This is a genomic window from Sphingobacterium spiritivorum, from assembly GCF_016725325.1.
Lineage (GTDB): Bacteria > Bacteroidota > Bacteroidia > Sphingobacteriales > Sphingobacteriaceae > Sphingobacterium.
Genome location: NZ_CP068083.1, coordinates 1,802,639 through 1,815,800 on the forward strand (window position 1 = coordinate 1,802,639; position 13,162 = coordinate 1,815,800).

10 protein-coding genes are annotated in these 13,162 nt (G+C 41.7%); 9 read left to right on the forward strand and 1 reads right to left on the reverse strand.

All coding sequences use genetic code 11. The annotated features are described in order from the left end of the window. Window positions 1-36: 36 nt before the first annotated feature. The gene (locus I6J02_RS07410; protein WP_236582346.1) at window positions 37-1,929 is read left to right on the forward strand and encodes a glycoside hydrolase family 2 protein; all 1,893 of its coding nucleotides are present in this window, start codon (window positions 37-39) and stop codon (window positions 1,927-1,929) included. A 61-nt stretch (window positions 1,930-1,990) separates the two neighbouring features. On the opposite strand, the gene I6J02_RS07415 is transcribed toward I6J02_RS07410, so the two are convergent. Continuing rightward, window positions 1,991-3,214 carry a glycosyltransferase gene (locus I6J02_RS07415; RefSeq protein ID WP_236582347.1) on the reverse strand — a complete coding sequence of 408 codons (1,224 nt, stop codon included), beginning with the start codon at window positions 3,212-3,214 and terminating at the stop codon, window positions 1,991-1,993. A gap of 99 nt (window positions 3,215-3,313) precedes the next feature. On the opposite strand from I6J02_RS07415, the gene I6J02_RS07420 reads away from it, so the two are divergent. The 8 genes from I6J02_RS07420 (at window position 3,314) to I6J02_RS07455 (ending at window position 13,162) form a co-directional block, all read left to right on the forward strand. Next, complete coding sequence (locus I6J02_RS07420) at window positions 3,314-5,911, forward strand: phosphatidylglycerol lysyltransferase domain-containing protein (RefSeq protein WP_201681105.1); 2,598 nt, start codon at window positions 3,314-3,316, stop codon at window positions 5,909-5,911. A 13-nt stretch (window positions 5,912-5,924) separates the two neighbouring features. Next, on the forward strand, window positions 5,925-6,605 hold the full coding sequence (locus I6J02_RS07425) for an AcvB/VirJ family lysyl-phosphatidylglycerol hydrolase (RefSeq protein ID WP_201681106.1): 681 nt from the start codon (window positions 5,925-5,927) through the stop codon (window positions 6,603-6,605). 119 nt (window positions 6,606-6,724) lie between these two features. Continuing rightward, window positions 6,725-7,306 carry a tRNA-(ms[2]io[6]A)-hydroxylase gene (locus I6J02_RS07430; protein ID WP_201681107.1) on the forward strand — a complete coding sequence of 194 codons (582 nt, stop codon included), beginning with the start codon at window positions 6,725-6,727 and terminating at the stop codon, window positions 7,304-7,306. A 99-nt stretch (window positions 7,307-7,405) separates the two neighbouring features. Continuing rightward, window positions 7,406-8,446 (forward strand): LLM class flavin-dependent oxidoreductase, encoded by a 1,041-nt coding sequence (locus I6J02_RS07435; protein ID WP_201681108.1) that lies wholly within the window; start codon window positions 7,406-7,408, stop codon window positions 8,444-8,446. A gap of 65 nt (window positions 8,447-8,511) precedes the next feature. Then, the gene (locus tag I6J02_RS07440; RefSeq protein ID WP_201681109.1) at window positions 8,512-9,360 is read left to right on the forward strand and encodes a DUF4349 domain-containing protein; all 849 of its coding nucleotides are present in this window, start codon (window positions 8,512-8,514) and stop codon (window positions 9,358-9,360) included. A gap of 188 nt (window positions 9,361-9,548) precedes the next feature. Next, on the forward strand, window positions 9,549-11,240 hold the full coding sequence (locus I6J02_RS07445) for a hypothetical protein (RefSeq protein ID WP_201681110.1): 1,692 nt from the start codon (window positions 9,549-9,551) through the stop codon (window positions 11,238-11,240). Window positions 11,241-11,352: 112 nt separating this feature from the next. Beyond that, complete coding sequence (gene rlmN / locus I6J02_RS07450) at window positions 11,353-12,411, forward strand: 23S rRNA (adenine(2503)-C(2))-methyltransferase RlmN (RefSeq protein WP_201681111.1); 1,059 nt, start codon at window positions 11,353-11,355, stop codon at window positions 12,409-12,411. Between the two features lie 58 nt (window positions 12,412-12,469). After that, on the forward strand, window positions 12,470-13,162 hold the full coding sequence (locus I6J02_RS07455; protein WP_236582348.1) for a ComF family protein: 693 nt from the start codon (window positions 12,470-12,472) through the stop codon (window positions 13,160-13,162).

The following is a 13,162-nucleotide window of genomic DNA, read 5'->3' on the forward strand; positions in this document are numbered from 1 at the left end:
AAACGTTTGGAACAAAAAAGAAACAAACTAATGATTATGAAAAAAGGAATATTGCTGATACTGATGGGGTGGCTGGCTATTGCTCAGGTCTTTGCTCAGAAGGAATGGAAAATAGTGCCCGGAAAAATTACCACAGAATGGGCTACAAAAGTAAATGCATCTTCTCCCCATGCCGAGTATCCACGACCGCAATTAACACGTAATAATAATTGGAAAAATCTTAATGGCCTGTGGCGATACACTATTTTGCCTGATGCTGCTGATCCGCAGATTCCGGAATCTTTTGACGGGGATATTCTAGTTCCTTTTGCAGTAGAATCCGCTTTGAGCGGAGTGGGCAGATCTGTGGGAAAAGACAGTGTATTATGGTACTACCGGGAAATTGAAATCCCTTCCTCGCTGCGAAAAGGGAAGGTATTGTTACATTTTGGAGCGGTAGATTGGGCAACACAGGTCTATGTAAACGGGACAAAAGTCGGAACACATGAAGGAGGGTATGATTCCTTTTCGTTTGATATCAGTTCAGCACTGAATAAAGGCACAAAACAAAAGATTGCTGTTCGGGTTTGGGATCCGACAGACGAAGGGCCACAGCCTGCTGGTAAACAGGTCAACAAACCGGAGTCTATCTGGTATACACCAGTCACAGGGATCTGGCAGACCGTATGGGTAGAGGCTGTTCCTGAAACGTATATCTTGTCAACCCGTCAAACGCCTGATATTGATAAGTCGCAGCTACAGTTGACAGTAGAGACAAGTAATCTTCAGACGGGTGATCAGATAAAAGTAACAGCATTGGACGGATCAGTAAAGGTTACAGAGCAGTTGCTGACCGACGGAGCGACGACTTTGTCCATTCCAAATGCAAAACTATGGTCTCCTAAAAATCCGTTTTTATATGATCTGAAAATAACGATACTACGCAAAGGAAAAGTGATAGATGAAGTAGGAAGCTACTTTGGAATGCGGAAAATATCTATGGCCAAAGATCAGAATGGCATACAGCGTATGATGCTCAATAATGAGTTTGTATTCCAATACGGACCATTGGATCAGGGCTGGTGGCCGGATGGATTATATACTGCTCCAACAGATGAGGCACTTGTATTTGATATTCTGAAAACCAGAGAAATGGGATTTAATATGATCCGTAAACATATTAAGGTAGAACCCGCAAGATGGTATTATCACTGTGATAAGCTGGGGATGCTGGTATGGCAGGATATGCCTAGCGGAGACAGGGGGGATAACAACTGGTCTCAGCACCTTCGGGTCAAAATGCCTGTGGGAGAGAAAGTCGATGCGGATCACGATCTGATAGCGCAGGCACCAGATCTTAAATTTGATAAGGTGCGTTCTGCAGAATCAGAAGGGATATTCCGTAAAGAGTGGAAAGCGATCATGGATAAATTCCATAATTATCCGTCTATCGTTGTCTGGGTTCCGTTTAATGAAGCCTGGGGACAATTCAAAACGAAAGATATTGTAGAATGGACAATGAAATATGATACGAGCAGGCTGGTCAATGCTGCGAGCGGAGGTAATTTTTTCGTGGGATTGAGTCCAATACTTGACCTGCATTATTATACAGGACCTGCCATGCCGGATCCGGCTGTATATGGCAGCAAACAAATTCTGGTATTGGGCGAGTTCGGAGGATTGGGACTTCCGGTCAAAGACCATGTGTGGCTGGATAAAGGCAATTGGGGATATAAGTCTTATGATGATAAAGAGAAACTGTTATCCGAGTATGCTAAGCTTATAGGGCGCCTTCCTGAATTGATCCGGGCCGGTCTTTCGGCAGCAGTATATACGCAGACTACAGATGTAGAGATTGAGACTAATGGTCTTATGACCTATGACAGAAAAGTAATAAAAATTCCGGTAGATGAATTAAAGAAGATTCACAGCAAACTTTACAATAATTAATTGAATTACAGGGCGTATTATTTTGGAATAAGATAAGGTGTATTCAAAAAGATAGCTTATCTTATTTGTTCTTTTCTGTAATCCAGAGGGACATGTATTTGGTGCTTTGCAAAGTATGATGTTGCAGGATCTGCCCCACAAAATGAGTTTGGCGGTGTAAGGCAAGAGCGCGCTGCAACTCAAATAACCTTTGTATAAACGTCTCCACAAACTTCCTGCTGGAATACCGGTTATTGATAATCGAAATACCTTTTTTCTGAGCAGCTTCCCAGACATCTTTATCACGATAAAGTATCGTGACCTGCTCTGTAAACAGATTTATATCATCCTCCACTGCGCCAGGCCAGTTAACCCGGTCAGCCATTGATTCGGCTCCTGTTGAAGAGGTGACGGAAGGTGTTCCGGTTTGCATGGCATCTATAAACTTACCCTTTATACCAGCACCAAAAGGTATAGGTGCGATCAGCAACCTGTGGTTAGCCATCGTTTCTCTGGCATCTTCTGCCCGGCCGGCTATAAAAAAACGCTCTTTAGGATTATGAAGCTGTAAGACCTTTTGAGAAGGATAGGCACCATAAATATAAAGAGAGGCTTCAGGCATTTTTTTGCAAAGTAACGGCCAGATATTTTTCTTAAGATTCAGCACCGTATGCCAGTTCGGCTCATGCAGAAAATTGCCTATGAACAGCATATCTTTTCTTTCTTCAAATGTCTTCCATGATGCAACTCTTTCATCATCAATTTCCTGTTCCAAAAAAGGTAGATAATACAGTATACGAGGGTCTATCCGGAATGTAGAAGTCAGGAGATCCATCTCTGTCTCGGAGATAATCAGACTGATATCTGATCGCAGGATAGCAGCGAGTTCACGTTTAGTGACATCGTTGTATAGGTCGGGAGTGGTATCTGTCGTATTTTGCTGACGTGCGTGGCGAAGAAAATGAAGATCTTCGGTGTCCAGTATCTTTAGTGCATCCGGACAGTGCTGTGTTACTCTCCATCCATACTGCTCTTCGATCATAAAGCGGTCAAATACCACCATAGCAGGATTCAGCTCTTGAATAAAAGTATCAAAAGAAGGATCATTAAGCAATATAGGGGCTTCTTCTACATCCATTGCGGCAAGATCGAGACTGTATGCAGACTTTTGAGCAGCACAGGCAAAGACGACCTGTAAATCATGTTGAAGAAAAAGTTCTATCAATTGCTGCATCCGGAATCCTGCTGCTGAGGATGTCGGTTCCGGCCACACCAGGCCAATGATCAATACTTTTTGATGTTGCATGAAGTCCAAAGTTAAGCCAATTTTAAGACGATGGTTAATTTTTTTTAACATTGCTTTATTAAGAAATAATACTACATTCGTTTCATCAATGAGGTTATAATGAACGCATTGCTTAAAGAAAAAATAAAGGGTTTTTCCCCAAAAACATATTGGAAAGAGATCGTAGCTATCTTCGTTATCCTTTTGGCTTTTTTCTTTTTCCGTAGTGAACGTAAAGAATTGGCGTCCATTCTTCCGCAATTGCAGCAGGCCGATCCTGTCTGGCTTCTTGGCGGAGTCTGTATTACGCTGCTATATATTCTTCTTCAGGGCTGGATGTACATACAGAGTTTCCGTACTATTGGAGCATCTCTGCATCTTTCAGATGCTATAGAGCTTTTTTTAAAACGTAATTTTTTAAGTGTATTTCTTCCGGCAGGAGGAATCAGCTCGCTCGCCTATACCACGGCACAGCTACGCCGGCGCAAGCTCAAAGCTACACAAATCCATCAGGCGGGGGCGATTTACGGCTATGTCGGCCTGTTGACGGTATTTATTATCGGAGTTCCGGTTATTATCTACACGGTGTGGGATCATCGCAGTTTTAATGATGCCTGGCTGGCGTTGCTGGCATTAGGTCTGCTTTTGGGTATTGCTTTTGTTATTTTCTGGTCCTTTAGAACCAGAGGAAGGCTCTACGGGCTTGTGGAACGTCGGTTTCCTAAAGTAATCCATCAGATAGACGAAGTCTTTTCAGGTAGTCTGGACCGAAAGCATCTGTTGTATACCGTTCTTCTCTCTACTTTGATCGAATGCTGTGGTATTCTGCATGCCTTTATAAGTATGTATGCATTAGGTGTACACATCTCTTTCGAAGCTGCTGCAGTAGGCTATACGATTTCAGTGGTGCTGATGATTATTTCTCCTTTTCTAAGAGGACTGGGAGCTGTGGAATTTACGATGCTGTACATTTTTACAGCCTATGGATATGCGCACGATCAGGCTTTAGGAATTACATTACTGTATCGGGTATTTGAATTCTGGCTGCCTTTGTTTGCCGGAATTGTTTCGTTTTTATGGCGGGGAAAACAGCTTATTGTACGGATTCTTCCGGCGGTATCTATTTTCTTCTTGGGGCTTGTCAACCTGATTTCCGTTGCAACGCCTCCTCTCGCTGAACGGATGCGGCTGGAGAAATTTTATTTGCCGGCAGAAGCGATGCATGCTTCAAAGCTAATGGTACTGGTCATGGGAATAGCGCTTATGGTGACATCAGCCTATCTCTTGAAGGGGCTTCGGTTAGCCTGGGTTGCGGCTATTATCTTTACGGTACTGTCGTTGTTCGGACATCTCGGAAAAGCCTTTGATTACGAAGAATCTATCGTTGCTTTGCTCATCCTTTTCCTGTTGATGAGCAACCGAAGACAGTATAATATCAAGACAAATCTGAATTGGATCCGGATTGGATTTATAACATTTTTTACGGTTTTGACCGCAGTGGGGCTTTTCGAATTTTTGAGCTTCTATTTTATTGATAAAAAACACTTCGGAGAAGACTTTTCCTGGCAGGAATCGCTTTATCATACGATCCGCAGTTTTCTGTTGTTTTCGGATGATGAATTAGATCCGCGCACCAACTTCGGCCGCGATTTTCTCAACATCACGCGGTTACTGGGGCTGTGTTCCTGGTTGTTATTATTATATACTATTCTTCGCCCGAAGATCGTGCACCCCGAAAAAATACAGGAAGGTCACGAGCTGGAGAGAGCCAAGAGCCTCTTGCAGCTCTACGGACATTCCCCAATGGATTATTTCAAGGTATCTGCAGATAAACAGATCTATTTCTCTACGCTGACGGATGGATTTGTATCTTATGCGACAGCCAATGAGTTTGCGATAGTACTCGACGAGCCTGTTTGTGAAGAAGAGGATAAGGAAGAAGTGATTGCTGAATTTGAAGAATATTGCCACGGACTCGGGCTGAAGACGGCATACTACAGGGTAGATGAAAGTAGTCTGGTCTATTTCATGGATATGAAAAAGCAGAAAATCATCATTGGTCAGGAAGCTATTATGGAAACACGTTCGTTTTCCCTTAGCGGAAAAGATCGCAAGTCCTTACGAAACGGGCTTAATGCGCTCACAAAGAGAGGGTATAATGCGGAGATTCTGTATGCTCCCCACAGCTTTGATCTGGTAGAGGAACTACAAGCTGTCTCGCAGGAATGGTTAGTCTCATTTGGTAAAAAAGAGATGATCTTTTCACAGGGTATGTTTGAAGCCGAAACCATACAGTATCAGGATGTGATTGTCGTGAGAGATGAAGAAAAAAAAATACAGGCATTTTTAAACATTATTCCGGATTTTGCTCCTGAAGAATGCACCTATGATCTGATCCGTAAACGTGCTGAAGCTCCCGGCGGATGTACGGATGCACTTATTGTCGAATTAATAGGTTACGCACAACAAAAAAATCTGAATTACCTTAATTTAGGAATGATTCCTATGAGTGGACTCAGTAATCCGGACAATCCGGCAGAGCAGATTATGAAGTTTGCTTCCGAGAAAGTGGGAAGTTTTAAGCATTATCAGACGTTACGGAGTTTCAAGGAGAAATATGCAACTATCTGGGAAAATAAGTACCTTGTATTCAGTAATGATTTTGATTTATTACAATTGCCTGTAGCGTTGACGAAGGTAATGAAGCCGGGAAAGTAGGAGAGGTCTATATATGAAAAAGAATTGGGGTTTATTGGGAGCACTTATGATCTTAATGGTCGTACAGGCTCAACAAAATACGGTACCTATGAAAGAATGGCAGGGAAATACAAAAGTTCCGTTTATCTTATTTTTTAGTGGAGATGGCGGATTGAATACTTTTTCAAGCAATCTTTGCAGTACATTGGCAAATAAGGGATATAGTATTTCTGCTGTGGATTCCAAAAAGTATTTCTGGAATAAGAAGAGTCCCCAGCAGCTTGCCACTGATATGGCTGGCTACCTTCATAAGATACTGGACAAAAGACCTAATACGCAATTTGTCATTGCGGGATTCTCTTTTGGTGCCGATGCGGTTCCCTTTCTTGTAAACAGGCTTCCTGCAGATCTCAAAAGCAAGTTGTATCGCGCTGTCATGATAGAACCTTCCACATCTACCGATCTGGAGATTCATCTGGCAGATATGGTCGGCCGGAGTCATGTGAAAAGAAGCCTCGATGTCATTGCTGAAATAAATAAAATAGAAAATACACAAACCCTTCTGTTGATGGGAAACGATACCCGGGATTTTCCTTCCTCACAACTAGCCACAAAACATGTGCGTATTCAGGTACTGAAAGGGGACCATCATTTTGACGGACATGAAGATGAGGTGGCGAATGCTGTGATCTCCGAGCTGACATCGCATCATTAAGAATCAATTTGACAATGTAGATGCCTGAAAGCGGCATAATATCCTTATTTTTATATTTTAAAAGAAGAAAAGGTTGATATCGGCAGATTATTAAACAGCTTCTACTATTTACTTTGTATATGTTAGGATTGAAATTATTAACGGATCCCCGTTGGGCAAATATTGCAGAATCTAATTTAGAGGAGATTCTTACAGATCACGCATGGTGTGAACAAAAAGCAGCAACAAATGCTATTTCACTGATTACGTATAACTCTGAACATGAAGATCTTGTGCACGAATTGACGGCAATTGCTATTGAAGAAATGCAACATTTTCAGATGGTTATAGAGATTATCCGGGAAAGAGGGTATACGCTGGGAAGAGAACGTAAAGATGACTATGTCGGCCAGCTGATGAAGTTTTCAAAAAAAGACGGAAGCCGTAATATGGCTTTTATTGATCGCCTGCTTTTTGCGGCTATGATTGAAGCGCGAAGCTGCGAACGGTTCAGAGTATTATCCCAGAATATCAAGGATCAGGATCTTGCCAAATTCTACCATGACCTGATGGTCTCTGAGGCAAATCATTATACTACATTTCTGAATTTTGCGAGAAAATATTCTACAGATGTAGATGTTGACAAGCGGTGGAAAGAATGGCTGACTTTTGAAGGAGAATTGATTCAGAGCTACGGTAATAAAGAGCTTATTCACGGGTAAGTATCACAGATATATTTTCATAACAAGCGTTTCTTATCATAGATCAATGCAGGCACAACCAATCTTATCTAATTTTGTTGATATAAAATGGGAAATATTATGGAATTAGGAATAGGAATGTTTGGGGATCTTCAAATAGATTCTTCGACCGGCAAGATACAGGCACCACAGGAGCGCTTACATCAAATTATTGAAGAGGTCAAGCTGATGGATGAAGTCGGTCTGGATTTCTTTGGAATGGGAGAACACCACCGTGCAGACTATGCTGTAGCTGCTCCGGAGATTATTTTAGCAGCGGCAGCATCCGTTACTAAAAATATCAAATTGGGTAGTGCAGTTTCTGTATTAAGTTCTGCCGATCCGGTTAAGTTATATCAGGATTTTGCTACCGTAGATTTACTTTCCAACGGTCGTGCTGAAATCATGGCCGGCAGAGGTTCTTTTATTGAATCATTTCCATTATTTGGATACAAATTAGAAGATTATAGTGAGCTTTTTGAAGAGAAATTAGATCTGTTGCTCCGTATCAATAAACAACAAACGGTTAACTGGACAGGTAAGTTCAGACCATCACTCATTAATCAGGAGATATTCCCGAGAGCTGTGCACAACGAACTTCCGATCTGGATCGCTGTCGGCGGAACGACTTCTTCTGTAATTCGTGCCGGTAAATTGGGCCTTCCGGTAATGTTTGCCATAATCGGAGGAGCTGCGGAGCAATTTCAGCCTTTGTTCGAGATGTACCGTCAGGCTTATGAAGACAACGGACATGATATGAATAAATTTCAGGTGGGTGTACACATGCATGCCTTCTTTGGTGAAGACAGTAGAAAAGTAGCGGAGTACTACTATCCTGTATATGCTGCTCAGATGAACAGAATCGGTAAGAGCCGCAACTGGCCTCCTTACCAAAGATCACAATATGATTTTGGTCGTTCTATCCATGGACACCTGATCATCGGAAGTGAGAATGAAGCCATAGAAAAAATCCTTCATGTACAGGAAATGTTTGGTTTGACACGTTTCTCAGCACATATGGATGTCGGTAGTCCGGATCACGATATGATGATGAAATCTATAGAAATATTCGGTACAAAAATAGCTCCGGCGGTTAAAAAAGCATTAGCTAAAGCCGAATAAATAAGGATTCGTTTTTCTTTTATGGAATTTGATTTGATGCTGCATCATGTCTAAAATTCAAAAAAATGAAAAATGTACAACGAATCTTGTTAATAGGATCAGCAGTACTGGTCCTATTTTCGTGTAATAAGCTTTCGGACTCCTCTAAGGTCGCTTTGTCCGAGCCTGATGCAGCAGAACCTATGGAGCTGAAACTGGAAGATCAGAGTGAGCCGAATGCTGCGGTTGATGCCGCGGCAAAGGTGAGTCTGGTTGTGCCCCAGAAAAAAATCATCAAGACAGGATCTGTTTCTGTGGAATCCCGGGACGTAGCGAAAAGTAAAAAATCTCTCGATGCGCTGGTCAGCAAACATAAAGGGTTCTATGAGGAAGAGACACTTTCAAAAGGAAATTCAATAGCCTCGTATAATCTTAATATCCGGATTCCTGTACAAGACTATGAAGCATTCATTGCAGAACTGGAAGGCGGGAAGGACAATATTACAAGTAAGAGCATTCAGTCTCAGGATATGACCGGGCAGTATTATGATCTGGACTCGCGGCTGAAAAGTAAAAAAGCCTACCTCCAACGTTATACAGAATTGCTTGGCAAAGCCCGGAATGTCAAGGAGATCTTAGAGATTGAGGAGCAGATACGGGTTATTCAGGAAGAAATTGATGCAACGGCTGCTTCTCTCAAATCTTTAAGTGAACAAGTCGCATATAGTACGCTTTCAGTTTATCTTTATCAGGAACAATCCAATATTTCCATCGGGGCAGACAGCTTTGGCACCAAGCTAGTGGATGCAGTTCGTTTCGGGTGGACTGCATTAGAAACCTTCTTTATTATCCTGATTCGAATCTGGCCGTTTTTACTGATCGGAGTATTGGGATTCGTATTTATCCGCAAATATAAAAAGCGCAGGAAACAATAAAATTTACTGCTGTCTTTTGTGAGAAATGATGCCGCTATACCTGAAAATAGCGGCATTTTTTGATGAATAAATAGCGGTAAAATGTATCTTATACACGTAAACGTTTTCGTAATTTTTTCGTTGTAAACGCAAGAATATTAAGCGTATAGATCATTATATTTGGTTGATACCAATCAAATAAACTACTTATGAACAATCTAAAAACACTAATACTGGTGGGGGTGTTGGGCATGCTGTACGCTTGTCAGAAACCCAATGTAACGGATACACAATCCGATTCAAAACTTTCCAATACAAATACTGTTGCCAACCTCCCGCTGAATGCCGGTGGCTTTGTTTCGAATGCCAGGAACCTGAATATCATTTATTTTGTTCCGTCCGATAATCCGGCAGTAAGTGGTTACAAAGAACGGTTGAGTGATCTGCTGATTCATTTTCAGGGATTTATTACAGCGGAGATGATCCGTAACGGATATGGAGGCAAAACTTTAGGACTTCCGTTGGACAGTACGACTAATCGTGTAAAAATTATAACAATACAGGGCGCGCAACCTCAGGCAAATTACCCATATAGTACAACAGCTGCGAATGCCATTATAAGTGAAATAAATGCGTATAGATCCACCCATCCGCAGGAATTTTCTACGACTTATCACAATCTGATTATTTTGCCTCAACGTACAGATGGCGGTGGGCAGCCTTTCTTCGGCCTTGGAAGAAATTGTTTTGCCCTCGATAACCCTAACATCAGTCTGGCGGCTATGCCAACTACGACATCGGCCTATATCGGCGGACTGTTCCATGAGTTGGGACATGGATTAAACCTGCCTCACAACAAAGAGAAAGTCTCAGAAGCTCTGGTATTAGGAACCTCATTAATGGGAAGCGGAAATTCTACTTATGGTAAGACCGGCAAAAAAACCTTTCTTTCAGAAGGAGATTGTGCTATATTATTTCGCAATGAACTGTTTCAGCCTTCTGTCGTTCCCGGACAATATGGAAGTCTGACTACAAATGCTTCTCTTACAGAAGCGTATTACAATACAGCAACATCAAAAATGGTTATTTCTGGAACATTTACCAGTAATCAGACATTGGCAAACGTCCTTTACTACTTTGACCCTGTCAGTAGTCCGACGAATACAGATCATGACTCTCCTATGTGGGTAAATGCTCCTTCCGGAAATACATTTCATATAGAAATGCCTGTAAGTGATTTACATTCCTTAGGCAATACATCCTATAATTTTACAATACGGTTGCTTGCTGAAAATGGGAACATCAGCGCTAAGGGATATTCTTTCAGCTTTGTAAACGGAATTCCAAAATTTGCAGGAAATACAACTACCGTAACACAAAACTGTTCTTACGGAGGATATAATATTACGCTTCCATATGGTTCTTATACCACAGCAGAGTTGATCGCGTTAGGAGTTGCAAATAATGATGTTTCCGGGATAAAAGTGCCGATGACCGGCGTTAGAGTGAGGTTATATGATCAGGACAATTTTGCCGGAACTCCGCTGCTCATGACTGCAAGTGCAGACTGTCTGGCAGGAAGTTATGGTTTTAATGATAAGACCAGTTCTGTCATTGTCGAGCCTTATGGTGGCGGGGGTACAGCCAAATTTTATAAACATTGCAGTTATGGAGGATATGAAGTCGAGCTGCCGGTCGGAGGATATACAACAGCAGAATTAGTCGCTAAAGGGATCTCAGATAATGATATTTCCGGAGCATTATTGTCTCCGAATATACGGGTAACACTTTACGATCAGGACTATTTTAAAGGCAGTAGTTATGTATTGAATGCCTCTAACAGTTGTATTACATCATTTAATGATAAGGCATCTTCCGTGCTTATAGAATATGTGAATTAATAGTAAAACAGGTGATTGATAGTAGGCTGCTTCGGAGACGGAGTAGCCTTTTTTTGATACTGCTGTGTCATTAGAAAAGACGGATTTCCAAAATTTACCGTAACTTTGCGCCGTGGCAGTAAAAAGTAACATCATCGACATCAGAAGTTTAACACTCGATCAGCTGAAGCAAAAGTTAGTTGAAATGGGAGAGCAGGGATTCCGCGCCAAGCAGATATATGAATGGCTGTGGCAGAAATCCTGTACAGATTTTGATGAGATGAGCAACCTGAGTAAAGCATTGAGAGACACATTGAAGGCAAATTTTGCTATTAATGCTGTGACTGTCAAAGAATCGCAGGTCAGTTCAGACAGAACTATAAAAAGCTCTTTCTGGCTTTATGATAACAATGTTATTGAAGGTGTACTTATTCCTACTACCGATCGTATGACTGCATGTGTCAGTTCTCAGGTGGGATGTAGTCTTACCTGCAAGTTTTGTGCAACCGGATATATGGACCGTAAACGCAACCTGAATGCAGATGAAATATATGACCAGGTCGTATTGATCAGCAGGCAGGCTGAAGAAAAATACGGACAGCCTCTTACAAATATCGTATATATGGGTATGGGCGAGCCTTTGCTTAACTATGCCAATATGATGAAGTCTGTAGAACGGATTACCTCTCCGGATGGTTTGAATATGGCCGCTAAACGGATCACCGTATCTACTGCAGGTATCGCCAAAATGATCAAAAAATTGGGTGATGATGGAGTGAAGTTTAATCTGGCACTTTCTTTACATGCAGCTAATGATGAGAAGCGTAATGAAATCATGCCTATCAATGAGCAAAATACACTGAAAGCTCTTGCTGAATCCCTGAAATACTTCTACTTAAAAACCAAAAGTCCGATCACCTTCGAGTACATAGTCTTTAATAATTTTAATGATGAACTTGAAGATGCGAAAGAGCTGGCCCGTTTTTGTAAACATGTACCAAGCAAAGTCAATCTTATTGAGTACAACCCCATATCATTAGCAGATTTTACCAATGCTGATGCCGATAAAATAGATGTTTTCGCTGAATATCTGCGTAGTCAGGGCATCATCACAAATGTACGACGTAGCAGAGGCAAAGATATAGATGCTGCCTGCGGACAGTTAGCGATCAAAGAAGAGGAAGCTGTCTAGCCGGTTTTCTATTTTCATTATCATTGGTTAACTTTAAGCAAACCAATGACTTGAATGTATGAAGCTGGTGTTCTATTGGAAAGATTTTCTATCTTTATTTTTTCCGGAATGTTGTTTTGGCTGCGGAGTAGCATTGCTCTATCAGGAAAAATTTCTATGTACAACATGCCTGTATCATTTACCGCTGACCTATTTTCATCTGGATAGTAATAATGAACCTACCCGCCAATTAAGAGGGAAGTGTGACTTTCAGAATGCGACAGCTATGTTGTTTCTATCTAAAGGAAGTCGCGTAGAGCGTATTCTTTATCAACTCAAATACAACGGACATCCTGAAATCGGTTATTTTCTGGGTATAAAATATGGAGAGGTACTCAGGAGAACCAGTGAATATGCTGATGTGGATCTCGTTGTTCCCGTTCCTTTACACCGTAAGCGTCAACGAAAAAGAGGCTATAATCAGGCGGAGTATTTCGCGCGGGGACTCGCAACGTCAATGAGTATACCGTTGGACAACGTCAATCTGGCACGAACGATAGAAACTTCGAGTCAGACGATGTATTCCAGACTGGATCGATATGACAATGTAGAGGGTATATTTGACATTTTAAATAAAGAAACATTGACGGATAAACATATACTCCTTGTAGATGATGTATTGACAACAGGAGCGACCCTTGCCTCCGCTGCCAGTATGCTATCCGGCATCAGCGGAGTACGCGTCTCTATCGCTACCCTGGCAAGAGCCTGA

Coding starts and splice junctions, on each gene's coding strand:
- I6J02_RS07410 (WP_236582346.1), top strand. CDS start 37: ATGAAAAAAGGAATATTGCTGATACTGATGGGGTGGCTGGCTATTGCT.
- I6J02_RS07415 (WP_236582347.1), bottom strand. CDS start 3,214: ATGCAACATCAAAAAGTATTGATCATTGGCCTGGTGTGGCCGGAACCG.
- I6J02_RS07420 (WP_201681105.1), top strand. CDS start 3,314: ATGAACGCATTGCTTAAAGAAAAAATAAAGGGTTTTTCCCCAAAAACA.
- I6J02_RS07425 (WP_201681106.1), top strand. CDS start 5,925: ATGAAAAAGAATTGGGGTTTATTGGGAGCACTTATGATCTTAATGGTC.
- I6J02_RS07430 (WP_201681107.1), top strand. CDS start 6,725: ATGTTAGGATTGAAATTATTAACGGATCCCCGTTGGGCAAATATTGCA.
- I6J02_RS07435 (WP_201681108.1), top strand. CDS start 7,406: ATGGAATTAGGAATAGGAATGTTTGGGGATCTTCAAATAGATTCTTCG.
- I6J02_RS07440 (WP_201681109.1), top strand. CDS start 8,512: ATGAAAAATGTACAACGAATCTTGTTAATAGGATCAGCAGTACTGGTC.
- I6J02_RS07445 (WP_201681110.1), top strand. CDS start 9,549: ATGAACAATCTAAAAACACTAATACTGGTGGGGGTGTTGGGCATGCTG.
- I6J02_RS07455 (WP_236582348.1), top strand. CDS start 12,470: ATGAAGCTGGTGTTCTATTGGAAAGATTTTCTATCTTTATTTTTTCCG.